The following is a 24,272-nucleotide window of genomic DNA, read 5'->3' on the forward strand; positions in this document are numbered from 1 at the left end:
CCTTAATACTGCCTCAGATATGATCGCCTTTCTCAAGCTTGAACACTCGATGGAGCGCATTGACAGCGTTTATCATATCCTCTTCCCGTACAAGCACCCAAATCGTCGTATGGGAGTCAGCCGATTGCAGGATATTGATACCTTGCTCTGAGAGAGCTCCGACTATTTTCGCCGTTACCCCAGGCACACCTGCGATTCCTGCACCTACAGCAGATACTTTTGCACAATTCCGTTGGATATCTGCTTCATAGCCCAACTCATTCAAAACTTTCACCGCATCATCCGTTAAAGCCGAGTTGATCGTATAGATCACTCCACGTGGACTTATATTGATGAAGTCAACACTGATTTGTTCCTCAGCCATCGCTTTGAATATCTTCGACTGGAAATCGTAATCTCCATCAGGAGCAAGTACCTTGATTTGAGTAACGTTCGATACATGGGCGATCCCGGTGATCAAGCGATCCTCGATATCTCTTCCCGCTCCACCGCCAGCTGCGGATGTAACCAGCGTGCCTTCATGATCTGAGTATGTGGAACGGATCCTGATCGGCACTTTTGCTTGCATGGCGATTTCTACTGCTCGAGGGTGAATGACTTTTGCTCCTTGATAGGCCATGTTACATATTTCATTATATGTTACAACATTTAGTGGGCGTGCATCCTCTACGATACGAGGGTCTGCAGTCATAACCCCTTCAACGTCAGTGAAAATATCGATGACTTCAGCATTCAACGCAGCGCCTAAGGCTGCAGCAGAAGTGTCACTTCCACCTCTTCCAAGAGTTGTCACATCTCCATCATTCGACTGACCCTGAAATCCGGCTACTACCACGACATCCATTTCTTCAAGTGCATGGATAATATTCTTACAATCCATCTCCACGATCTTCGCATTAGTATGCTCAGTATTCGTTTTAAAACCTGCTTTTGCACCAGTAAAAGCCAATGAACGAATGTGCTTCTGCTTCAGTAAGTTGGAGAAGACGACAGATGAAATGACCTCTCCACATGACATGAGAAGGTCAGTTTCCTTAGGACTGATTGAAGTAGGATTTCCGGTTATCAAACTTAATAGCGTGTCTGTCGCATAAGGATCGCCTTTACGTCCCATGGCTGATACGACGACAACGACTTTTTTCCCCTCATTAACAGCATTGTATACGTGTTGTACGGCGCGATTACGTCCATCATCTGATTTTAGAGATGTTCCGCCGAATTTTTGCACGACGATATTCATTGATGCACCTCTCTCGTTCATTTCAACAAATTCAGCTTTACGAGACTTTCAGCAATTTGTACAGAATTCAGTGCTGCACCCTTTAAGAGATTATCAGAAACGACCCACATATGGAAGCCGTTCGGACGATCAAGATCCTTACGGATACGTCCCACGAATACGTCATCTTTACCTACGCAATCCGCCGGCATCGGATAAAGTTGTTGAGAAGGATCATCCTGCAGCAAAATCCCCGGTGCTTCAGCTAATAATGCTTTTATTTCATCAACTGTTACGGTGTCATCGTCAATTTCAAGATAGACAGACTCTGAGTGACCTGTTTCTACCGGGAGACGAACGCATGTAGCTGCTACTTCCAGTTCCTGCATGCTCATGATTTTCTTCGTTTCATTGATCATTTTCATTTCTTCAAAAGTAAAGCCGTTTTCCTGGAACTTATCAATTTGTGGAACTGCATTGAATGCGATTTGGTAGTGCTTTTCATCCCCAGCAACCGGCAATACTTCCGGTGTGAATTCTTCGTCATCGATAATTGCACGTGTTTGTGCATTTAGTTCATTGATTGCTTTCGCACCAGCACCAGAAACAGCCTGATAAGTGGAGACGATCACTTTACTCATTCCATATTTCTTACGGATTGGTTCAAGGGCGACGACCATCTGGATCGTTGAGCAGTTAGGGTTCGCAATAATTCCGTTATGGTTGTGAAGTGCATCTTCATTCACTTCCGGTACGACCAACGGAGTGTTTGGATCCATCCTGAAAGCACTTGTATTATCGACGACTACAGCCCCTCTTTTCGCTGCTTCCGGCGCCAATTCTTTCGATATCGATCCCCCTGCAGAAAATAGAGCGATCTGTACACCTTCAAACGCCTCTGGAGTCGCTTCTTCTATTGTGAACTCTTCACCTTTGAAATCGAGCTTCTTTCCTGCAGAACGCTTACTAGCCAATAATTTCAGAGAAGCGATCGGGAAGTTTCTTTTTTCTAATGTTTTGAGCATTTGTTGACCTACTGCTCCAGTAGCCCCAACAACTGCAATGTGATAACCATTGTTAGATTTCATTGGTATGTCCCTCCTCATAATTTATCGATCTCATTACCTAGTGTATTTTGTAAACTATGTCCAAAGCTTCGTATCCGCTCGCTAATCGAGCATACTCTTTATACGTGTATACAATAAAAACATAACATGAACAGCGGCATAATAAAGCTAAACGACATAGTTATTTAAAAATGATAGAAGGAGAAACAACATGGTTTCTCCTGTATCTCTGGTCATATTGTCATTTATTTTACCATATCATTGTTTGTAGAGGTAAGAATTCTTCATCAAAAATGTATATTTTTCTAGAGAAGTAATCTACGCACACTGTCAGTCGTGGCGCTTATACTTCCATTAATATATTCGTAAAACTGGTTGTAATTGTTGACCATCCAATGCAGTCTCTACAGTTTCAGGCAATAACTCCATTTGTGCGACCAATGAATTCGGTTTATTTTGTGGTGAATCCTGACCATATGGGATGAAATAGATGTTCTTTGAAGCCATCAATCTCATGATATTCACACCGTTTAGACCGAGTCCATCATTTGTGGATATCCCTAATACTACCGGATTCAAGTTCCTCATCGTTGCTTTTGCAGCCATCAACACGGGTGAATCTGTCATTGCATTTGCAAATTTACTGATCGAATTTCCTGTCAATGGAGCGATGACCATACAGTCGAGAGGCGTTTTAGGACCGAATGGTTCAGCTTTGACAATCGAATCAACCACTTCATTACCGGTGATTTCTTCGATCTTCTTGATCCAATCTTCTCCCTCTCCGAATCTTGTTGTCGTGTTCTGAACTGTAAACGTAACAAAAGGTGTGACCTTTGCCCCTGAGTCAACAAGCTTTTGGATTTGGGGAACGACTGCATCATAGGTACAGTGCGAACCTGTCAAACCAAATCCGATATGTTTACCTTCCAGTTTCATTCTCCTTGCCCCTTCCCCTTAATTGCTTTCATCCATAAGTAGTTGTGTCAATACATTCGCAATGATCTTACCGGCTGTCTTTGGAGCGACAATACCCGGTAATCCTGGAGCTAGCAATGCTTTGATCCCTCTCTTTTCAGCAAAACGAAAATCCGTACCTCCAGGCTTGGAAGCAAGGTCGATGATCAAAGTATGAGATGGCATTTTCGAAATGACATTGGAAGTGATGATTGGTGCTGGGATTGTATTGATGCAAACATCGATCGACTCTACTTCATTTTCCAATTGATCGAGATAAAATGGCTTGAAGCCCATTTCAGTGATTCGAGCGATATGTTCAGATCTTCGTGCACCAACAGATACGTTGGCTCCAAGATTAGCAAATGTCCGTGCTACTGAGAATCCTACTCGACCAAAGCCCAATACCATAATATTTGATTGATGGATCGTAAAATCAGTGTGCTGGATGACCATCATGATCGTACCTTCGACAGTAGGGATGGCATTATAGATAGCAACATCGTCACGTTCAAATAACTTGATATGTTTTTTGTTCGCATTCGATGTGCATTTCGTCAAATAAGGATTGGTTATACCAGAAAATACGGTACATGATGGTTTTGTTTTTTGTAAGATTTCCTCTGTGAATTTAATTTTTTTATTCGAAAAAATCGTATCAATCTCTCCATCCGGGCCACTGCCGTTCACCGGTAGGATCAATGCATCCAATTCTCCTAAAGGCAAGTCATCTAAATCCATTTTAGTTGCTCCAGTGAATCCATGGTCCAATTGATCGAATCCTACTAAATACAGACTGGCGTTCAATGCAGCCAGTTTTCTGATTACTTCCAGCTGCCTTGCATCGCCGCCAATGATCGCCGCTTTAATTCCTGTTAACATCCTTCCTCCCCTTTCTCATTCGTCATTAATAACGGAGGAATAATAATACTTGAGTGCTGATTCTTCAACATCATATGAAGAAGATACTTTCATGGTGATTATTTATATTCGGTTTGGACATCCGCTTCTGAGGGGTCCACTAGAATTGTTTCTTCACCCACTCGGTAAATCTTATTCCACTTAAATTGTATGATTGATTTTCTTTTTCGCAACCCGTTCCATTCCTTCAATGGAATTTCCAGCGTATGTATATACCCAGCATTTTCATCTATGATGAACTCAGCATAGGTCAATATACCAAGTTTCTCGCCCTTCGTATAATCGATGATTTCTTTTCCTAAAATTTCACTTAACCTCATTTGGGGTTCCCCTCCTATTTTCGCTTATCATTCTATATATATGTAGGGATAAAAAGTCGAACCACAAATAAACGAAGAAAAGAAGGAACCTCCGGGTGTTTGTTTAGCATAGGGTAAAAAAACTATTGTGGGACAGGTTGCCGCAATAGAAAAAATGAGGCGACTCTGGAGTCCCCCCATTTATTTTAATTCGGAAAGTTTTTCGGAAATTGCCCGCTCGGACTGATGAGAGAGCTTGAAAAGTCATCTGTGAAAATTTTTCGGATTAGCTTGTCGACGTTCTCTTTATAAACGTTATCAATACTTTGTAAAATTTCATCAAGAGACCGATGCTTCCTCAAGAGCAATTCATGTTTCCCGTTCCTGCTCATTCGGCTATTCGTACTTTCAAGACTGAGCATCAAACTTCCTTTGATCTGCTCTTTGCTGTTGGCTACTTCTTTTTCAGTAACACCCGTTTCCTTCAATGTACCGATGATATTGGAAATCGTATCATACACTTCGTCCAACTGTCCTGGTGCTGTTCCAGCATAAATGTTGAAGACGCCGGTATCCAAATGAGCTGAGTGATATGAAAACACTGAGTATGCTAAACCACGCTGTTCCCTCACTTCTTGGAACAACCTGCTGCTCATGCTTCCTCCGAAGATGTTATTGATGATGATTAAGTCGAATATACTCTTATCACCTACTGGCAATCCCTCATAACCAATACACAGATGTGCTTGTTCTGTCTTTTTTTTGCGTGCTTTCTTTTCTGTACAGAACGCCGGTTTCTGTGCTTGTGGTTTGTTGTTGGAAGCTGTAAAACTCCCGAAATATTTTTCGACTTCATCAATAAATGAATCATCTACATTCCCCGCAATTGAAATCACGACATTATCGGGTGTGTAAAACTCATTCATATAGGCCCGTAATGCATCCCCATTGAACGTATTCAGTGTATCTTCCGTCCCAAGGATTGGATATGCCAAAGGGTGATGGCTGTAAGTCGCCTGGCTCAAAAGATCATGGACGATGTCATCAGGTGTATCTTCATACATTTTGATTTCTTCAAGTACGACATTCTTTTCTTTTAAAAGCTCATCTTCGTCAAATGTGGAATTGAAGAACATATCCGATAGCGTTTCCAACGCATGAGATGCATGATTGTCCAGAACTTTTGCATAGTAGCATGTATATTCTTTTGATGTGAAGGCGTTCACTTGACCACCAATACTATCGAATGATTCTGCAATTTCTCTTGCATTCCTCGTTTTCGTACCTTTAAAGAACATATGCTCTAAGAAGTGGGAGATCCCATTATTATCTTTGGTTTCAAAACGAGAGCCCGTGCCGATCCATATACCGATTGCAACCGATCTTACGCTAGGAATGTTTTCTGTTACGATTCGCACACCATTCTTGCACGTATGTTTTGTTATCAAACTTTTTTCCTCCTAAATTGTCAAACAGGCAAATTATGTAGGTATTTTGGTACTTATACTTATTATAAAACCACTATACCATTTAAGCCTATATTCGACAATTATTTGTCAGTCTCGCCAATCTGATTTGTTTTAACAAGTCTTTTTTCGCTCATCATCTGTGACACTGTACCGATTGAGTACCCTTTAGCACGTATTCCTTGTATCATTTGCTCTAGGCCTTTTGCAGTTGATGATGTGGGATGCATTAGAACCATGGCACCTGGATGGATTTTGTTTACAACCCGTTTTGCCATTTCATCAGGAGCAGGCTTTCTCCAATCTACTGTATCCACTGACCACAGAATCGTATGCATATCCATTGTGGATGCGATTTCAACAACATCCATCCGATAACTACCACTTGGAGGAGCAAACCATTTTGGGGTAACGTCCAATGTACTTTGGATGATTTCATTTGTTTTATGAATTTCCTCTTGAATACGTTTATTAGTTAAAGATTTCATATCAGGATGTGTATAGGCATGATTACCGATTTCATGTCCTTCCTCGTAGATGACTTTCGCCAAATCCTGATTTTTCTTCACCCATGATCCATCCAAAAAGAAGGTTGTATGAATTTTATGTTCTCTCAGCGTTTCCAGCATTTGTGGAAGGAATTCATTCCCCCAAGCCACATTGATCAAGAAAGTGACCATCGGTTTGTTCGGGTTCCCTTTGTAGATTGGTGATGGCGGAAGATCCTCCAGTGATACTTTAGGTTTCGTCTGTTTGTAAACGATCATTGATTCATTATATTCTTTTTTCTTCTTCATACGGTCGTAAGAGGCGTCAATATCCACAGATAGACCGTTATAACCTGGAATCGCTTTCCAAACAGGGTCAATCCGCGCATCCACAGGCTTGATATCATGTTGGCTAGCGAAAAGCTTGATCTGATCCAATAACGGTCCTGCATCGGACAATTGTATTGTAGATGTGGTGAAAGCTGCTTCTTTTAACGTCGAAATATAACGATGTGAAGGCGGGTTCTGAACACTGATTAAGGAAATCAATAATATGATGGTTATTATAATGAACGGCTTGTATTCCTTCACCTACGATCCACCCCTTTCAATAGTTAACGTATGATAGGATAGGACAGGGTAGAACGTATAGGGAATGTAAATGTTATAGCCATTTTAGAGTGGAATAGATGATAAGAGTCATTTTTAAAAACTCACCTTGTGCAAGTAGTTGTTTGGAGAGCAGGGTGCGAGACTCCTCGAAAATGAAAATCACATTTTCTTCGTGCGATGTAACGCTGCCGATGCTTTCCTTGTCCTGCGGGATTTGCGTGCCTACTACCTGAATGATCTCCTCGCAAGGCATGCGACGAGGAAGCTCGCTTCGACAGGACTTTCTTGTAGACGCAGGAGCACAAATGCTTCCTTGAAAAGGAGACTCCTGAGGTTGCAAGGCAACGAGTGGGCTCACCGCATGCCCCGAGGAAAGCGAGCATCCTGGAGCGGAAATCAACGACTTTTAAAGAAAACTTGGCGAGACCAAGCCTTTTGTAGGTCGAGCCTTAGTTGCCCTTATACTGAAGAAAGTATTTTATACTTTCTTTAAGTGCAAGAGCAACAAAGTTTGCGATAACCAGCCAAAGCATAAAAAAAAGAGGCGGATCATGAATCCGTCTCTTACTTTTGTTCTTGTTCTTTCTTTTGTTCTTTCAAAACAGCTTTACGCGAAAGGTTCACTCGTCCCTGGTTATCGATTTCTGTTACTTTTACAAGTATTTCATCACCAAGCTTCACAACATCTTCCACCTTAGGAATCCGTTCCATTGCAAGTTCAGAAATATGGACAAGTCCATCTTTTCCACTGAACAGTTCAACAAAAGCACCGAACTTTTCAATGCGTTTTACCTTTCCAAGATAGATTTCTCCTACCTCGACTTCACGGACAATATCTTCAATCGTTTCTTTTGCTTTTCTATTCATCGCTTCATCAGTTGAAGCAATGAAAATGGTTCCATCCTGCTCAATATCGATCTTAACACCGGTCTCTTCAATGATCTTGTTGATAATCTTACCGCTTGGTCCGATGACGTCACGGATTTTATCTGACTTGATTTTCATCGTGAGGATTTTAGGTGCATATGAAGAAAGTTCTGTTCTTGGCTCTGCTAATGTACTTAGCATCGAATCTAAAATCTTCATCCTGCCTTCTTTAGCCTGGAATAATGCTTCTTGTAAAATTTCACGGTTGATCCCGGAAATCTTGATATCCATTTGAAGTGCAGTGACACCTTCCTTAGTACCTGCTACCTTAAAGTCCATATCACCTAAGAAGTCTTCCATGCCCTGGATGTCAGTAAGTACTGTAACATCTTCTCCATCACTGATCAGCCCCATTGCGATTCCAGCGACTGGTGCCTTAAGCGGAATTCCAGCATCCATCATCGCTAATGTACTCGCACAAATACTTGCTTGTGAAGTAGACCCGTTAGATTCTAGTACTTCACTAACGAGACGGATCGTGTAAGGAAATTCTTCTTCAGATGGGATTACAACCTCGAGTGCACGTTCTCCTAAGGCTCCATGGCCGATTTCACGACGGCCTGGACCGCGCATGAATCCAGTTTCTCCTACACTGAATGGAGGGAAATTATAATGGTGCATGAACCGTTTTGATTCTTCCATATCAAGTCCATCAAGTACCTGTACATCTCCTAATGCTCCAAGTGTACAGATGCTGAGTGCTTGTGTCTGTCCACGTGTGAACAACCCGGAACCGTGAGTTCTTGGCAACAGACCGACCTCAGAAGAAAGTGGACGGATTTCATCAATCTTACGGCCATCAGGACGCATCTTGTCCTTCAAAATGAGGCGACGTACCTCTTGTTTGATGAGCGTATGTAAGATTTCTTTAGCTTCAGCAGCTTTTTCTTCATCTTCTTCATATTTCACAAGGACTTTTTCAGTGATAGAATCTAATGCGTCTTGACGCGCATGCTTTTCAATCACTTTTACTGCTTCTTTTATTTCATCCAGGAAATGCGCACTTACTTCTGCAGTAAGATCTGCATCAAGCTGGTGCAATTGCACTTCCATTTTCTCTTTACCGACTTCTTCAGAAATCTTTTCCTGGAAGGCGATTAGACGTTTGATTTCTTCGTGACCAAACATGATTCCTTCAAGCATCACTTCTTCTGGAACTTCGTCAGCACCTGCTTCCACCATGTTGATTGCATATTTCGTACCTGCTACCACAAGGTTGATGTCGCTTTGTTCTTTTTGCTCCACAGTCGGGTTGATGACGAATTCACCGTCAATCCTTCCTACTGTGACACCAGCAATCGGTCCTTCGAATGGAATATCCGAAATCGTCAAAGCGAGTGAGGAACCGAACATAGCGGCCATCTCGGATGAACAATCCTGATCGACACTCATGACGGTACTGACGACTTGAACTTCATTTCTGAAGCCATCAGCGAATAACGGCCGGATCGGACGATCGATAAGACGGGAAGCTAACGTTGCTTTTTCACTTGGTCTTCCCTCACGCTTGATGAAGCCACCTGGAATTTTACCGACAGCATATAATCTTTCTTCGTAATTGACAGTCAGTGGGAAAAAGCTCAGATTTTTTGGTTCTTTGGAGGCTGTAGCTGTTGAAAGAACCGCTGTGTCGCCATAGCGGACCATAACTGCGCCGTTAGCCTGTTTAGCTAAGTTTCCAATTTCAAGGGTAAGCTTCCGCCCAGCCCAATCGATGGAATAAACATGCTTGTTTTGCTCCATTTCTCAGAGAACTCCTCTCAAACTTACATAAAATTATTGGTTGTCTTGTTCTAGTATAACCCAAAAGTATATATTCAAAAAGCTAATAAAGCTAACTCGGACACTTACTTCATAACATAATGGAATGTTTGAGGTGTCTGACACTTTATGTTCGGCACTGTCCCTTTTTAAAGCTAATAAAAAAGCGGGTGTAACACCCGCTTTTTGTGAACTATCGACGTAAACCAAGTTTGTTAATAAGAGTACGGTAACGTGTTACATCCTTCTTACGTAAGTACGTCAACAAATTACGTCGTTTACCAACCATTTTCAGCAGACCACGACGAGAGTGGTGATCTTTTTTGTGTGTACGTAAATGATCGTTCAATTCGTTAATTTGCTCAGTCAGGATAGCAATCTGTACTTCTGGAGAACCAGTATCATTATCATGAGTCTTGTACTCTGTTATTAAGTCGTTTTTACGCTCTTGTGAAATAGCCATCCTCTTCACCTCCTTTTCTATTGATCCCCATCCTCCTAGCAAGCGTCGGTGAATCGCTGTGCCAAGAAGTGGTTCTGTACAATTTGTACAACTACAAGAATACCTTTTTTCGAGTGTAAATGCAAGTCAAGAACATTCACGGTTTGTGAAAAATTTGTGTTGCCGCGTAAATATCCTTTGAAATCTGTCCTTTCAATTCATCGATTGAAGAGAATTTCTTTTCTTTGCGAATGTTGTGGTGCCATTCAACTTCAACAGCTTCTCCATAAATGGATGAATCAAATGAAAACAAATGAACTTCTACACTTGGGTTTTCTGGTTTTTCATCATTGAAGGTCGGTTTATAGCCGACATTACATACACCCTCATACCATTTCCCATTCACTTCCATCCGGACAGCATAGACCCCAATTTCTGGTAAGATATAAGAATCGGCTGGTTCAATATTGGCTGTCGGAAAACCGATCGTATGACCGCGATGATCACCGTGAATGACAGTGCCTTTAATGGAATACCTTCGGCCTAAGTATTTAGGAATTTTCTCGACTTCACCGCTCCGGATCAATATCCGGATCAATGTGGAGCTCACTTTTTCATCATCGACCGCTACTTTATCGACAACGGAATGTTTGAATTGGTCTCTTGAATGGAACGGTAGTGTTTCCATCGTCCCTTCACCTTTTTTGCCAAATGAAAAATCGAATCCAGCAACGACATGTTTTACATTGAGACCGATAATGAAATCATCTACAAATTGTTGTGGTGTAAGTGATGCGAATGCTTTGCTGAAATTCACAATATATAATCGGTCGATTCCCATGGCTTCAATCAAGGACCGTTTATCTTCAATTGGTGTAATATGCGCTTTTTCCGTCTGTTCCCTGCCTAAGACAACAGATGGATGAGGGTCGAATGTCATGACCGCCGAGTCCAATCCTGCTTCATCTGCAATATGCTTTGCAGCCATGATGACTTTTTGATGACCTAAATGTATTCCATCAAAATATCCGATAGCCATTGCAGACGGCGACCCTTTCAAGTGGTCCAATTGGGTGTGGTCAATCCTATACGTTTTCAAATTACCACCTAAGTTCTGTTTTGAATTTTAAGTACTTTCTCAGGTTTAACCCATCCCTGGCGTTCAGGATGTGGTTTATAGATTGCGAGGCACTCTCCTTGTCCATTATAAACGGCAGTCCTGGGATTGGAAAGTTCTTTCGTTTCTTCAAGTAAAGATCCATTAAGGATTTTTTGTTCCACTGCATAAGATACCGTTACAGATGGAAAGATTGATAATGCTTTCTCAATCGGCAATAAAACATCAGAAAGATTTCCCGCCTCAACAACATGCTCGAGTTCCTCAAGTGTAACGGCATCTTGTATAGAGAACGGTCCAGACTGTGTCCGTACCAAAGATGACATATGTGCTGGATAACCTAATGCTTTGCCAATATCGACTGCCAATGTACGGATATAAGTACCCTTGCTGCACGTCACTCTGATTTTGAATTCCACATTACCGTTAACTTCATTTCGTTCTGGTAGGCTCAAAAGCTTTACTTGTACAATCCGTATCGTTCGAGAGGGTCTTTCAATGGTAATCCCTTCTCTAGCGTACTCATATAATTTTTTACCTTTGATTTTGACAGCTGAATACATCGGTGGAATTTGTTCGATTTCGCCTTCAAATGATTGCAATACTGCCTTCACTTCGTCTTTACTGAACAGTTCTGGTCTGGAAGACTCTATGATTTCTCCAGTTTGATCTTCGGTTGTAGTTGCTGTACCCACAGCGACCGTTGCTTCGTATGTCTTATCATATGCACTCATATATTCAGCCACTTTTGTAGCGCGATTTATACAAATCGGGAGTACACCTGAAACGGATGGGTCTAAGGTACCCGTATGACCAACACGTTTTGTTCGCAGGATTTTGCGAAGCTTTACGACACAATCGTGAGAAGTCATTCCTGCTTGTTTATGTAAAGGGATAATTCCATCTGTTGTTATTATCATACACGCACTTCCTTATCAGAGTAGCATGGTTGTGAAAAATTAGAGGACAACTGTTCCGCTATGTGTGACTAAAAGCGTTGATTTTAAAAATTAGAGGACATCTGTTCCGTTATTGCTGTATAAATCGGTCATTTGTACATGATTTTCACTAAATAAGGTCTCTGGTGTCCTCTATTTTTGTAAAACGTGGTGATTTGCTCCAAATAAGGTCCCTGGTGTCCTCTAAATATTGTTCTCTGGCATCTGAGAAGAAAAATGGGACTGTCCCGGCAGTCTGGTCCATCCTATGATACGAACACACATGAATAGCTGCTCGTTTTCTTCGGAATTCAGACTCCAAACCCAGGGCAATCCCTCTTACCTTTAATCTCTGTTATCATTGATTTCATCCAGAATGGTCTCAATCCGGTTGCCATATTCAATCGAATGGTCAAATTCGAAGAGAATTTCTGGTGTTTTTCTCAAACGGATCCGTTTCCCAATTTCTGAACGGATGAACCCTGTCGCTTTTGCGAGTCCGGCAAGTGTATTCGCTTTCTCTTCTTCGTCTCCGAAAACAGAGATGAAGATGGTTGCTTGTTGAAGATCTCCAGTCACTTCAACAGCGGTGACCGTTACAAAACCTACTCTAGGGTCCTTGATCTTCTGGCCGATGATTTCGCCAAGTTCTTTTTTCATCTGCTCTGCTACGCGGTTTGCACGTACATTGCTCATAAAAAACACCTCATTCCGCCTTTTTAGGCGAAGGTTTCTTATAATAATTCGGTCTCATAATTTGTGATTTCAAACTCATCAAAGCGGTCCAGATATTTCATAACTTGCTGTAATTCTTTTTCGACCATTTGCTTATCTTTGGAAATGGTCACGATTCCAATTTCAAATCGTTGCCACAGCTCATGAAAATCCGTCTCTGCTACAGCAACATTAAACTGCTGTTTCAGCCGCTGGATCACTTTTTTGACTACCGAACGTTTTTCTTTCAAAGAGTGAGCATCATGTATATGACACTCACACTTCAAACTTCCAATCATTTCGGTTTAACCTCTTCCATCACATAGGCTTCGATAACGTCGCCTTCTTTAATATCGTTGAATTTCTCCAATGTTATACCACACTCATAACCAGTTGCTACTTCCTTCGCATCATCCTTGAATCGTTTCAGTGTATCGACTTCCCCTTCAAATACGACAACACCGTCACGAACAAGACGGACACCTGAATCACGAGTGATTTTTCCTTCAGTTACGTAACAACCAGCAATGGTTCCTACTTTGGAAACTTTGAAAGTCGCACGGACTTCAACTTGCCCAATCACTTTCTCTTGATAGACAGGATCAAGCATACCTTTCATCGCAGATTCGATTTCATCAATCACATTATAGATGATCCTATGCAATCGGATATCCACTTTTTCAGCTTCTGCTGTACGTTTCGCGTTGTTATCTGGACGTACATTGAAGCCGATGATAATCGCATTTGACGCTGATGCAAGGATGATGTCAGATTCTGCAATCGCACCTACACCAGTATGAATGATTTTAACCTTGACACCTTCCACATCGATCTTTCTTAATGAACCTGCGAGAGCTTCGACAGAACCTTGAACATCTGCTTTGAGGATGACGTTGATTTCCTTGATGTCGCCTTCCTTGATCTGCTCAAATAGATCATCCAGATTAAGCTTCGAGCTTTCTTTTCGCTGTTGCTCAATTTGTCTTTTCGCACGGGCTTCACCAATTGCACGGGCTTTTTTCTCATCCTTGAACACTCGGAATTGATCCCCTGCATTTGGGACATCATTCAACCCGGTGATTTCAACAGGTGTCGATGGACCAACTTTTTTAACACGGCGTCCAAGGTCGTTGACCATTGCACGTACCCGTCCGAACGTATTTCCGACGACGATCGGGTCACCGACTTCAAGCGTACCGCCTTGTACAAGAAGTGTAGCGACAGGACCGCGGCCTTTATCTAGTTGTGCCTCAATTACTGTACCATTGGCAAAACGGTCTGGATTCGACTTATGCTCTTCCACCTCTGCTACGAGAAGAACCATTTCAAGAAGGTCATCGATTCCTTCTCCATTGATAGCTGAAAGTTTGACGAAAATCGTGTCGCCGCCCCAATCCTCAGGAATCAATTCATGTTCAGTCAATTCCTGCATGACGCGATCTGGGTTTGCCCCTTCTTTATCCATCTTGTTCACTGCTACGATGATCGGGACTTCTGCTGCTTTTGCATGGTTGATCGCCTCAATCGTTTGAGGCATGACGCCATCATCAGCTGCTACAACCAGGATGGTAATATCCGTAACTTGTGCACCACGAGCACGCATTGTTGTGAATGCTGCGTGTCCTGGTGTATCTAGGAATGTAATCGGTTTACCATTTTCTTCGATCTGATAGGCACCGATATGCTGAGTGATTCCACCAGCTTCTCCTGCAGCTACTTTTGTTTTACGGATTGAATCAAGCAACGTCGTTTTTCCGTGGTCAACGTGTCCCATAATCGTCACGACTGGTGGACGGATAGAGAGTTTACTTTCATCTTCTTCAATTTCATTTTCCTCGAAGTTCGTTTCGTCAATGATAATTTCTTCTTCAACTTCAACGTTAAAATCAGAGGCAACCAGCTCGATCGTTTCTTTGTCAAGCTCCTGGTTGATCGTCGCCATTACACCTAATCCCATCAGCTTTTTGATGATTTCAGATGTTTCAATATGAAGTTTCTTAGCGAGTTCACCGACAGTCAAAGAACCTTCAAAAGTGATCTTTTCAGGCATTTTCGGTTTCGGCTGTTCTCTCTTCGGCTGCTGTTGTTGATTCGCAGCTGGACGATTGTTACGTCCTTTTCCTTTTGGACGGTTTTGTCCTCCTGGACGATTCTGCCCGCCAGGACGATTTTGTCCTCCTGGACGGTTCTGCCCACGGTTTGCATTAGGGTTATTGCCGCGGTTCGGTTTATTAGAATTGTTGGCATTCGGTTTATTTCCACCACGATTGTTCGGACGATTACCAGACTGTTGCTGATTCTGATTGTTGTCGGTCGTTTTTCCTTTTTGTCTGCTGTCCGATTGATTCATAGGTTTATTGGATGGTTTATTCGGTTTCTGGTCTTTCTTCTGACCTTTATTAGGACTGAATGCTTGATCCAATTTAGTTACTGTGGAATCTTCAATCGTTGACATATGATTTGTGACTTCTATATTCATAGTCTTCAATTTTTGAATAACATCTTTACTTTGAACGTTTTGTTTCTTTGCATATTCATAAACGCGCATCTTACTCATTTGGTCACCCCCAAAATTATTGATCGATTAATTTCTTCAACTTTTCTGCAAATCCATTATCGATCACAGCAACGGTTACCCGTTGTTCTTTCCCAATTGCGTTACCCAACTCATATCGGTTCGGCACTATATAATAAGGAACTTGATAGTATGAACACTTATCTATCAGCTTTTTCCTTGTATTGGCGGATGCATCTTCTGCAAGCAAGATCATTTTGGCACGTTGCTGACGTATTTCTTTGACAACCAACTCTTCACCAGATACACATTTTCCAGCTCTATTCGCTAAGCCTAATAGGGATTCCCATGATGATTTCATCTAATCCCCCGATTGACTGACTTGACTTTTCAGTTCTTCGTATACTGTATCAGAAACTTGGACAGAAAGTTGGTTCTGGAAAGCTTTCTTCTTTTGTGCCAATTCAAAACAGGAGATCTCGTTGCAAATGTAAGCTCCTCTGCCTGACTTTTTACCGGTAAGATCGATCGAAACCACTCCTTCAGGAGTACGGACAATGCGAATCAAATCTTTCTTCTGCTTGTTTTCTTGACAAGCTATACACTTTCGCATCGGTATTTTCCGCTTTTTCATCGTTTCCCTCTCCTTTTAATCTTCCAGTTCTTCGTCATATACTTCATCATAATCCGGCTCTTCAGGTTGTTTATCCGGGTCATATAAACCTTGTTCAACTGCTTCTGACTCACTCTTGATATCAATTTTCCAGCCAGTCAACTTGGCAGCTAATCTAGCATTCTGACCACGTTTTCCAATTGCAAGTGAAAGCTGATAATCAGGGACGATGACACGGGTCATCTTTTCCTCTTCATTCACTTGTACTTCAAGCACTTTTGAAGGGCTCAAAGCATTAGCGACATATTCCACAGGATCGTTGGACCATCTTACAATATCAATCTTCTCTCCGTGAAGCTCATTGACGATCGTTTGTACCCGCTGGCCTCTTGGTCCGACACAAGAGCCGACCGGATCTACTTCCGGGTCTTCTGCATGGACGGATATTTTAGAACGATCACCAGCTTCACGTGATATTGATTTGATTTCAACTGTACCATCATAGATTTCGGGTACTTCTAGCTCAAATAATCTCTTCAATAATCCTGGATGAGTCCTTGAAACCATAATCTGTGGTCCTTTTGTCGTCTTCTCGACCTTTGTGATGAATACTTTGATCCGATCATTCGTCTTATAAGATTCGGATTGGATTTGTTCGGTAGTCGGCAGCAACGCTTCGACTCGACCTAAATCAACATACATGAAACGGTGATCCTGCCGCTGCACTACACCCGTGATGATATCTTCTTCGCGATCGATGAATTCAGAAAAAATGATTCCACGTTCTGCTTCACGTACTCTTTGAGTGACGACTTGTTTAGCAGTCTGTGCTGCTATACGGCCAAAATCCTTCGGTGTCACTTCAAGCTCTACGACATCCCCTTCTTCATATTGAGGACTGATTTCCTTCGCTTGATCGACCGACATCTCCAGGCGGCTGTCTTCCACTTGTTCCACTACATTCTTTCTTGCAAATACTTTTACACTGCCCGTATCTTGATTAAAATCAACGCGGACATTCTGTGCTTGGTGAAAATTTCGCTTGTAAGCCGAAATCAATGCCGCCTCAATTGCTTCTACAATTACGTCTTTACTGATTCCCTTTTCCTTCTCAAGTACTGTCAACGCATCCATTAAATCGCTCATCGGACTCTCCCCCTTATGATTAGAATGATACCGCTAAACGTGCATTAGCAACTTTGTCATACGGTACCTTGATTTCCTTCGTTCTTGTCTTCACGCGAATTTCGACAGTAAGCTCTACACCATCAAAAGCAGTGAGCGTTCCTTCGAATTCTTTTTGGCCATCGATTTGTTCATATGTTTTGACATGTACGTGCTTGCCGACTGCTTTTTGAAAGTCTGCATCCTTTTTCAAAGGACGCTCTACACCTGGTGAGGATACCTCAAGGAAGTAAGCCTGGGAGATTGGATCGACTTCGTCCAATTTCTCACTCAATTGTTCACTTACTTTCCCACATTCTTCAATATCCACACCATCTTCGCTATCGATGTATACCCTTAGAAACCAGTTCTTTCCCTCTTTGACAAACTCGACGTCTACTAGTTCAAGGTCCATGGATTCTAAGATCGGTGTTACGAGTTCTTCCGTTATCTCAGTCACCTTTTTACTCATTTGTGGCCCTCCTTTATCACTGGGACATTTTCTGCTTCAATTCTTGCTGTTCGAATACTTGATAGATTGGCTCTATTCGTTTTTTTATTGATTCCAACGAAATTTACTCCCTTTCCGCGGCTGATCGGCAACCCTTTTTCCGACAGGAGTGTCGCAAGTTTCGCTTTTTATAAAACACACAGTCCTTTAACAGAGCCATTAGAAAAAGATATCAAACATAAAGGAAAGAGTGGGTTGGCACCCACTCCTTCCGACGACCTATTCACTAGTATTTCCAATTTCAATATACCATAAACGTGTTCAGGATTGCAACTTAGAACAACGAGAGCTGGTTCGCATCCGGCAGTCCCTCTAGACAGCCTTGATCTTCTAAATATTGAATCACAGTTTTTGAAATCTTACTTCTTTGCTGAAGATCTTCTTTCGAAAGGAACTCGCCATCTTCTCTCGCTTTGACGATGTTGATCGCAGCATTCGTCCCAAGTCCTGGTATCGCATTGAACGGTGGAATGAGCGTATCTCCATCGACGATGAATTCCGATGCAGAAGAGCGGTAGAGGTCTACCTTTTTGAAGCCGTACCCGCGTTCACACATCTCAAGAGCCAACTCTAGCACAGTCAGCAAACTCTTCTCCTTAGGTGAAGCATCAAGTCCCTTTTGGTTGATTTCTTCAATACGTTGCCGGATCGCTGCAGATCCTCTCACCATCACTTCTAAATCAAAATCATCTGCACGAACAGTGAAATATGCAGCATAGAAGAGTATCGGATGGTGAACTTTGAAATAGGCGATTCTTACTGCCATCAACACATATGCAGCAGCATGGGCTTTCGGGAACATGTACTTGATCTTTTTACAAGATTCAATGTACCAATCCGGGACATCGTTCTTTTTCATTTCTTCGATCCATTCATCCTGCAAACCCTTCCCTTTACGGACGAATTCCATGATCTTGAATGCCAGTGATGGTTCGAGACCTTTGTATATTAGATAAACCATGATATCGTCACGACAGCCGATCACATCTTTAAGTTCACATGTTCCATTTGCGATCAACTCATTCGCATTATTCAACCATACGTCTGTACCATGGGAAAGTCCTGAGATTTGCACCAATTCGGAGAATGTACTTGGCTTCGTCTCCTCAAGCATCTGCCGGACGAACCGTGTTCCGAACTCTGGAATGCCGTAAGTTCCCGTCTTACACATGATCTGTTCCTCTGTTACTCCCAAAGCCTCGGTTCCGCTGAACAATTTCATGACCTCTTCATCATCAGTCGGAATCGTTTTCGGATCGATACCACTCAGATCCTGGAGCATCCTTATAACCGTCGGATCATCATGCCCGAGAATATCCAGCTTCAACAGGTTGTCATGGATGGAGTGGAAGTCAAAGTGAGTCGTCTTCCATTCTGATTTCTTGTCATCCGCTGGAAATTGAATCGGACAAAAGTCGAAAATATCCATGTAATCAGGTACGACGATGATACCGCCTGGGTGCTGCCCTGTGGTCCTTTTCACACCGGTACATCCACTGACAAGCCGGTCGATTTCTGCTGAGCGGTAATGGATATTGTAATCAGACGCATACCCTTTGACGTACCCATAGGCCGTCTTCTCAGCTACCGTTCCGATCGTCCCTGCACGGTATACATAATCCTCCCCGAACAGTTCTTTCGTATAGTTATGTGCTCGAGGTTGATATTCGCCTGAGAAGTTCAGATCGATATCAGGCACTTTGTCCCCTTTGAACCCTAAGAACGTTTCAAATGGAATATCGTGACCATCTTTCGTATATTCAGTGCCACATTTTTCACATGGTTTATCAGGAAGGTCGAACCCTGATCCTACCGATCCATCATCAAAAAATACAGAGTGTTTACAGGATGGACAAACATAATGCGGCGGCAGCGGATTCACCTCGGTGATTTCCGTCATCGTCGCCACGAATGAAGAGCCGACGGATCCACGAGAACCGACTAGATAGCCATCATTCAATGATCTCTTTACGAGTTTTTGAGAAATCAAGTAGATGACGGCAAAACCATGACCAATGATACTCTTTAGCTCTTTTTCCAGTCGATCTTCAACCAATTTAGGAAGATCTTCTCCATAGATGCTTCGCGCACGGCCATAACTCATGTTACGTATTTCATCATCCGCACCTTCAATCTTTGGCGTATAAAGATCATCCGGAATCGGCTTCACTTCTTCGATTTGCTCTGCAATTGCTTGTGTTGCTTCAACAACAATCTTTTTTGCTGTATCTTCGCCAAGAAAATCGAATTGTTCAAGCATATCAACGGTTGTCCGGAAATGGACATCAGGTAGCTTCTGCCTATTAAGAGGATTCGCATTTCCTTGACTTCCAATCAGGATCTTCCGGTATATCTTATCAGTTTCATCAAGGTAATGAACATTCCCGGTTGCAACTACCGGTTTGTCCAATTTTTCGCCAAGTTTGACGATATTTTTAATGATTTCTTTCAATGAAAGCTCATTCTGGACTAGCTCTTTCTCTATGAGGTGTTCATAGTTTCCGATTGGCTGCACTTCAAGATAATCATAGAATTTAGCGATCTCTTCCACTTCTTCTGGCGATTTCTGCATCATACCTTCGAAAACTTCACCTTTATCACAGCCTGAGCCGATTAAAATCCCATCGCGATGCTTCTTCAATTTGGACCTAGGTATTCTCGGTGTACGATAAAAATAGTTGAGATGGGAATCTGTCACCAGTTTATAGATGTTTTTCAGACCTTCCTGGTTTTTAGCAAGAAGAATACAATGAGATGGGCGTGTCCGTTCAAATCCGGTTTCTCCCATGTGATCATTGAATTCATCATGATAGGTGATTCCTTTTTCGATACTGTCCTTGATCATTTTCAATAATAGATAACCCGTTGCTTCAGCATCGTAAATCGCTCTGTGATGCTGCGTCAATTCGATATCGAACTTCTTACACAGCGTGTTCAATCTATGGTTCTTGAACTCTGGATATAGGAATCTACCAAGTTCAAGGGTATCGATCACCGGGTTTAGCGCATCACCGATTCCAACATTCCGGAAACCGACATTCAAGAATCCCATATCGAAACTTGCATTATGAGCCACTAAAATTGAATCTTCAATGAAAGCATGGAAATCCTTCAACACGTCTTCGATCTCAGGAGCGGAGTTCACCATATCATCAGTAATCCCAGTCAAATCGATCGTCGTAGCTGAAAGAGGATGATGTGGATTTGCAAACGATTCAAACCGGTCGACGATCTCCCCATTTCTGATTTTCACCGCTGCTAGCTCAATGATTTTATTATAAACAGCAGATAGGCCAGTCGTCTCTACATCAAATACAACGTATGTTTCGTCCTGTAACAGTCTGTGCTGATCGTTATAAGCGATCGGTACGCCATCATCGACAAGATTCGCCTCAAGTCCATACAAAATTTTTATTCCATGTTTTTTGCCAGCAGAATAGGCCTCTGGATAGGATTGGACGACTGCATGATCTGTGATTGCTACTGCTGGATGCCCCCATTTCGCCGCCTGTTCGACGAGAGAAGACGTAGAGCTGATCGCATCCATCTGGCTCATCGGTGTATGAAGGTGAAGTTCAACCCGTTTTTCATCCTCAGGTGCTTCATCCTTCCTGACTACTGGTGGCAGCTCTTCAATATCATTCGCAATCATGACGAGATCCCTTACGAATGTATCGTTCTGGATTCCTCCACGTGCCTTTACCCACATCCCTTTCTTCAAGGATTGAAGTCTTGGGATATCTTCCTTATCACGCGAAAACATTTTAATAAGCAAAGAATCCGTATAATCCGTTATCTTGAATGTCAATAGGACGCGGCCGCTTCTCAATTCCCTCGTCTCAGCATCGAATACGTAACCCTGGACGGTGATTTTTCTCTCTTCATCCACGATTGATTGGATCTGCACCGGTTCATCTTTTATTCCGTATCCGATCTTCAATTTTTCATTCCGAATTCCGTTTTCAAGCTTCTTCTCCGCTTTTTCCTTCTCCATCATGGCGGCCATCACTTTGGTCTTATCTTCCTGCTCCCGCTGCTCAACGAACCTTTGATAATCTTCCTGATTCTGTTCTACTTTCGTCTCGAAGTTCAATGTAGGGAAGCCATATTTTTTAAAGGCGGCACCGAGAGATGGACCAAGTTTTCTTTGAAAAAGCATCGCCTGTGCGTCATTGGATACTTTCACTGTGACCTTATTTCCTTCAAGGCTAGGTATCTTCCCTGATAGCATATCCAAGACAGGCATATTTTGGGATTGTAATTGTTCGATACCTGGACTCCAATAGCCCTCAAATAATTCACTTGAGATTTCTTTTTGATCGCAGTGTATAACACAACTTGCTTTTGCAATGGTGTGGAAAGCTTTTTGTACTAATGTCTCAAGTAGTTGATAAGCATCATATGGCAAAGGTGAGGTTATGAATATATGGAACGTCCATTTTTTCTGCTCCTTTTGAATGGAGAGCTTCTTCAAGTATCCATCTTCAAAAAAAGAAAGTTTCTCTTGAGGAAAACCGATTTGTTCAAGCAACAAGGACAATCGTTGTTTCCGAATTTCGAGGTCTTCCATTTCGTCTTGACTCCTTTCAAACTAGGCTTTGTTCGTTTTTATTGCTGATTTCCACGAAACTCCTTCGCTTTCCGCGAGTTTTCCTCAGGAATGCCGCAAAACTCACTTAAATCAACAAAGTACTTTAACAGAGCCTCAAACTAAAAACGAGTGGTACTTTTCCATTGTACCAATACCCGATTTACAAGTATGTACCTTTATATAAGAATAGGGAAAGGACTGACTGTGATCTACTCGTCAGTCCCTCTGAGGCTTTCGAACATTTTTAAGCTTGTGCAATATACGCTTCGATTTCAGATATAGGCTTTTCTACTTTTTCGCCGGTTTGGCGGTTCTTCACTTCGACGATTCCTTCTTCAGCCCGCTTCCCGACAATGACCTGGAACGGAATGCCGATCAAATCAGCATCAGTGAATTTTACACCGGCACGTTCTTTACGATCATCATACAATACATCCAAACGATTCCTCTTCAATTGAGCATAGAGTTCTTCTCCAAGGTCAGCCTGGGTATCATTTTTAGGATTGACGCAAATGAGATGGACATCAAAAGGTGTCAACGATTTAGGCCAGACGATCCCATTCTCATCATGCATTTGTTCAACGACAGCTGCCATGATTCGGGACACACCGATTCCGTACGAGCCCATCGTAATCGGTTTTGATTTTCCGTTTTCATCGAGTATAGTGGCATTCATTGCTTCACTGTATCTTGTGCCTAATTTGAAAACATGGCCAACCTCGATTCCTCTTGCGAAAACAATTGTACCTCTTCCATCTGGAGAACGGTCCCCTTCTTCGATGAAGCGTAGGTCTTCATAATAATCAACTTCAAAATCTGTTCCAGGGTTGACATTTTGATAATGCATATGTGGTTCATTCGCTCCACAAACACCATTTACGATATATTCTACTGCATGATCAGCAATCACTTTTACCTCATCCGGTACATCAACTGGTCCAATATATCCTACCTCACAGCCAACGATTTCTTTCGCCTGTTCTTCAGTTGCCAACTCGACAACTTCTGCATCAAGTACATTTTTAATCTTGACATCATTGATCTCATGGTCTCCGCGTGAAATCACAAGGATCGGCATCTCATCGACCATCCATAAAAGTGATTTGATACAACTTTGCGGGGTTACATTTAAGTATTCAGCAACCTCCGAGATCGTCCGCATGTTTTCTGTTTTGACTTTTACCCGTTCTTTTACTGGCACATCCTCTTTCTTGTATTCTACTTTTACAGGTGCCATTTCTACGTTTGCTGCAAAATCAGATTCATCAGAATACGCAATCGTGTCCTCCCCCATATCAGCGAGCACCATGAATTCATGCGTATCTTTACCACCCATGGCCCCTGAATCGGCGATGACTGCTCTGAAGTTCAATCCGCATCGATTGAAGACGTTCATATACGCTCCATAGATAGCATCATAATTACGGTCCAACCCTTCAGAATCGACATCGAAAGAATAGGCATCTTTCATGATGAACTCCCGACCGCGCAGAAGACCGAAACGTGGTCTTTTCTCATCACGGAATTTCGCTTGTATTTGATAGAGAACCATAGGTAATCGTTTATATGATTTCACTTCATCGCGAAGCAAGCTTGTGATCAATTCTTCATGTGTAGCACCAAGTGCGAACCTGCGATCATGGCGGTCATTCAAACGCATCAATTCAGGACCATATGTATTCCACCTGCCGGATTCTTCCCAAAGCTCCGATGGTTGCAGAGCAGGCATCAGGACTTCCTGGGAACCGATGTTATCCATTTCTTCACGTATGATCGTTTCAACTTTCTTAAGGACTTTTCGACCTAATGGAAGAAAAGAATAGACTCCAGACACACTTTGGCGGATAAAACCAGCGCGTACGAGCAACTGGTGACTGATCGCTTCAGCATCTGAAGGGACTTCCCTTAACGTAGGGATATATAAATTACTTTGTCTCATTACAGCACCTT

General features: G+C 42.3%; 21 protein-coding genes. All 21 read right to left on the bottom strand.

Annotation, left to right across the window (positions count from 1 at the left end):
* Nucleotides 1–13: 13 nt before the first annotated feature.
* Entirely contained in the window at nucleotides 14–1,240 is a 1,227-nt protein-coding gene (gene dapG / locus ACTWQL_RS09690) for an aspartate kinase (RefSeq protein WP_443142252.1), read from the bottom strand.
* 17 nt (nucleotides 1,241–1,257) lie between these two features.
* Nucleotides 1,258–2,307, bottom strand: a complete 1,050-nt coding sequence (gene asd, locus ACTWQL_RS09695; RefSeq protein ID WP_443142253.1) for an aspartate-semialdehyde dehydrogenase — start codon at nucleotides 2,305–2,307, stop codon at nucleotides 1,258–1,260.
* Nucleotides 2,308–2,640: 333 nt separating this feature from the next.
* Nucleotides 2,641–3,225: a dipicolinate synthase subunit B gene (gene dpaB / locus ACTWQL_RS09700; protein ID WP_443142254.1), complete on the bottom strand. Its 585-nt coding sequence runs from the start codon at nucleotides 3,223–3,225 to the stop codon at nucleotides 2,641–2,643.
* 18 nt (nucleotides 3,226–3,243) lie between these two features.
* Nucleotides 3,244–4,125 carry a dipicolinic acid synthetase subunit A gene (gene dpaA, locus ACTWQL_RS09705; protein WP_443142255.1) on the bottom strand — a complete coding sequence of 294 codons (882 nt, stop codon included), beginning with the start codon at nucleotides 4,123–4,125 and terminating at the stop codon, nucleotides 3,244–3,246.
* 98 nt (nucleotides 4,126–4,223) lie between these two features.
* Nucleotides 4,224–4,484, bottom strand: a complete 261-nt coding sequence (locus tag ACTWQL_RS09710) for a YlmC/YmxH family sporulation protein (RefSeq protein ID WP_443142256.1) — start codon at nucleotides 4,482–4,484, stop codon at nucleotides 4,224–4,226.
* Between the two features lie 185 nt (nucleotides 4,485–4,669).
* Nucleotides 4,670–5,911 (bottom strand): M16 family metallopeptidase, encoded by a 1,242-nt coding sequence (locus ACTWQL_RS09715; RefSeq protein WP_443142257.1) that lies wholly within the window; start codon nucleotides 5,909–5,911, stop codon nucleotides 4,670–4,672.
* A 101-nt stretch (nucleotides 5,912–6,012) separates the two neighbouring features.
* Nucleotides 6,013–7,008 carry a polysaccharide deacetylase family protein gene (locus tag ACTWQL_RS09720; RefSeq protein ID WP_443142258.1) on the bottom strand — a complete coding sequence of 332 codons (996 nt, stop codon included), beginning with the start codon at nucleotides 7,006–7,008 and terminating at the stop codon, nucleotides 6,013–6,015.
* A 73-nt stretch (nucleotides 7,009–7,081) separates the two neighbouring features.
* Nucleotides 7,082–7,282, bottom strand: a complete 201-nt coding sequence (locus tag ACTWQL_RS09725) for a hypothetical protein (protein WP_443142259.1) — start codon at nucleotides 7,280–7,282, stop codon at nucleotides 7,082–7,084.
* A gap of 311 nt (nucleotides 7,283–7,593) precedes the next feature.
* Nucleotides 7,594–9,699, bottom strand: a complete 2,106-nt coding sequence (pnp, locus tag ACTWQL_RS09730) for a polyribonucleotide nucleotidyltransferase (protein ID WP_443142260.1) — start codon at nucleotides 9,697–9,699, stop codon at nucleotides 7,594–7,596.
* A 211-nt stretch (nucleotides 9,700–9,910) separates the two neighbouring features.
* Nucleotides 9,911–10,180: a 30S ribosomal protein S15 gene (gene rpsO, locus ACTWQL_RS09735; protein WP_443142261.1), complete on the bottom strand. Its 270-nt coding sequence runs from the start codon at nucleotides 10,178–10,180 to the stop codon at nucleotides 9,911–9,913.
* 136 nt (nucleotides 10,181–10,316) lie between these two features.
* A complete protein-coding gene (gene ribF / locus ACTWQL_RS09740) occupies nucleotides 10,317–11,258 on the bottom strand; it encodes a bifunctional riboflavin kinase/FAD synthetase (protein ID WP_443142262.1) in 942 nt (313 codons plus the stop codon).
* A gap of 8 nt (nucleotides 11,259–11,266) precedes the next feature.
* Entirely contained in the window at nucleotides 11,267–12,196 is a 930-nt protein-coding gene (gene truB / locus ACTWQL_RS09745) for a tRNA pseudouridine(55) synthase TruB (protein ID WP_443142263.1), read from the bottom strand.
* Nucleotides 12,197–12,559: 363 nt separating this feature from the next.
* The gene (gene rbfA, locus ACTWQL_RS09750; RefSeq protein WP_443142264.1) at nucleotides 12,560–12,910 is read right to left on the bottom strand and encodes a 30S ribosome-binding factor RbfA; all 351 of its coding nucleotides are present in this window, start codon (nucleotides 12,908–12,910) and stop codon (nucleotides 12,560–12,562) included.
* Between the two features lie 38 nt (nucleotides 12,911–12,948).
* Entirely contained in the window at nucleotides 12,949–13,227 is a 279-nt protein-coding gene (locus ACTWQL_RS09755; protein WP_221564414.1) for a DUF503 domain-containing protein, read from the bottom strand.
* Nucleotides 13,224–15,485 (bottom strand): translation initiation factor IF-2, encoded by a 2,262-nt coding sequence (gene infB, locus ACTWQL_RS09760; RefSeq protein ID WP_443142265.1) that lies wholly within the window; start codon nucleotides 15,483–15,485, stop codon nucleotides 13,224–13,226. The genes ACTWQL_RS09755 and infB overlap by 4 nt, the downstream gene beginning before the upstream one ends.
* A gap of 16 nt (nucleotides 15,486–15,501) precedes the next feature.
* Nucleotides 15,502–15,804 (bottom strand): YlxQ family RNA-binding protein, encoded by a 303-nt coding sequence (locus ACTWQL_RS09765; protein WP_221564408.1) that lies wholly within the window; start codon nucleotides 15,802–15,804, stop codon nucleotides 15,502–15,504.
* Entirely contained in the window at nucleotides 15,805–16,077 is a 273-nt protein-coding gene (gene rnpM / locus ACTWQL_RS09770; protein WP_443142266.1) for an RNase P modulator RnpM, read from the bottom strand.
* A gap of 15 nt (nucleotides 16,078–16,092) precedes the next feature.
* Entirely contained in the window at nucleotides 16,093–17,202 is a 1,110-nt protein-coding gene (gene nusA / locus ACTWQL_RS09775; protein WP_443142267.1) for a transcription termination factor NusA, read from the bottom strand.
* A 19-nt stretch (nucleotides 17,203–17,221) separates the two neighbouring features.
* The gene (rimP, locus tag ACTWQL_RS09780; protein WP_443142268.1) at nucleotides 17,222–17,692 is read right to left on the bottom strand and encodes a ribosome maturation factor RimP; all 471 of its coding nucleotides are present in this window, start codon (nucleotides 17,690–17,692) and stop codon (nucleotides 17,222–17,224) included.
* A gap of 313 nt (nucleotides 17,693–18,005) precedes the next feature.
* The gene (locus ACTWQL_RS09785) at nucleotides 18,006–22,301 is read right to left on the bottom strand and encodes a PolC-type DNA polymerase III (RefSeq protein WP_443142269.1); all 4,296 of its coding nucleotides are present in this window, start codon (nucleotides 22,299–22,301) and stop codon (nucleotides 18,006–18,008) included.
* Nucleotides 22,302–22,566: 265 nt separating this feature from the next.
* Entirely contained in the window at nucleotides 22,567–24,261 is a 1,695-nt protein-coding gene (locus tag ACTWQL_RS09790) for a proline--tRNA ligase (RefSeq protein ID WP_443142270.1), read from the bottom strand.
* Nucleotides 24,262–24,272: the final 11 nt, after the last annotated feature.

The sequence above is a fragment of the Pseudalkalibacillus sp. R45 genome (assembly GCF_052246725.1).
Taxonomy (GTDB): domain Bacteria; phylum Bacillota; class Bacilli; order Bacillales; family Fictibacillaceae; genus Pseudalkalibacillus.

Coding starts and splice junctions, on each gene's coding strand:
- ACTWQL_RS09725 (WP_443142259.1), bottom strand. CDS start 7,282: ATGCCTTGCGAGGAGATCATTCAGGTAGTAGGCACGCAAATCCCGCAG.
- rimP (WP_443142268.1), bottom strand. CDS start 17,692: ATGAGTAAAAAGGTGACTGAGATAACGGAAGAACTCGTAACACCGATC.
- infB (WP_443142265.1), bottom strand. CDS start 15,485: ATGAGTAAGATGCGCGTTTATGAATATGCAAAGAAACAAAACGTTCAA.
- truB (WP_443142263.1), bottom strand. CDS start 12,196: ATGATAATAACAACAGATGGAATTATCCCTTTACATAAACAAGCAGGA.
- ACTWQL_RS09710 (WP_443142256.1), bottom strand. CDS start 4,484: ATGAGGTTAAGTGAAATTTTAGGAAAAGAAATCATCGATTATACGAAG.
- rpsO (WP_443142261.1), bottom strand. CDS start 10,180: ATGGCTATTTCACAAGAGCGTAAAAACGACTTAATAACAGAGTACAAG.
- dapG (WP_443142252.1), bottom strand. CDS start 1,240: ATGAATATCGTCGTGCAAAAATTCGGCGGAACATCTCTAAAATCAGAT.
- rnpM (WP_443142266.1), bottom strand. CDS start 16,077: ATGAAAAAGCGGAAAATACCGATGCGAAAGTGTATAGCTTGTCAAGAA.
- dpaA (WP_443142255.1), bottom strand. CDS start 4,125: ATGTTAACAGGAATTAAAGCGGCGATCATTGGCGGCGATGCAAGGCAG.
- rbfA (WP_443142264.1), bottom strand. CDS start 12,910: ATGAGCAATGTACGTGCAAACCGCGTAGCAGAGCAGATGAAAAAAGAA.
- dpaB (WP_443142254.1), bottom strand. CDS start 3,225: ATGAAACTGGAAGGTAAACATATCGGATTTGGTTTGACAGGTTCGCAC.
- ACTWQL_RS09765 (WP_221564408.1), bottom strand. CDS start 15,804: ATGAAATCATCATGGGAATCCCTATTAGGCTTAGCGAATAGAGCTGGA.
- nusA (WP_443142267.1), bottom strand. CDS start 17,202: ATGAGCGATTTAATGGATGCGTTGACAGTACTTGAGAAGGAAAAGGGA.
- ACTWQL_RS09785 (WP_443142269.1), bottom strand. CDS start 22,301: ATGGAAGACCTCGAAATTCGGAAACAACGATTGTCCTTGTTGCTTGAA.
- ACTWQL_RS09755 (WP_221564414.1), bottom strand. CDS start 13,227: ATGATTGGAAGTTTGAAGTGTGAGTGTCATATACATGATGCTCACTCT.
- asd (WP_443142253.1), bottom strand. CDS start 2,307: ATGAAATCTAACAATGGTTATCACATTGCAGTTGTTGGGGCTACTGGA.
- ACTWQL_RS09790 (WP_443142270.1), bottom strand. CDS start 24,261: ATGAGACAAAGTAATTTATATATCCCTACGTTAAGGGAAGTCCCTTCA.
- pnp (WP_443142260.1), bottom strand. CDS start 9,699: ATGGAGCAAAACAAGCATGTTTATTCCATCGATTGGGCTGGGCGGAAG.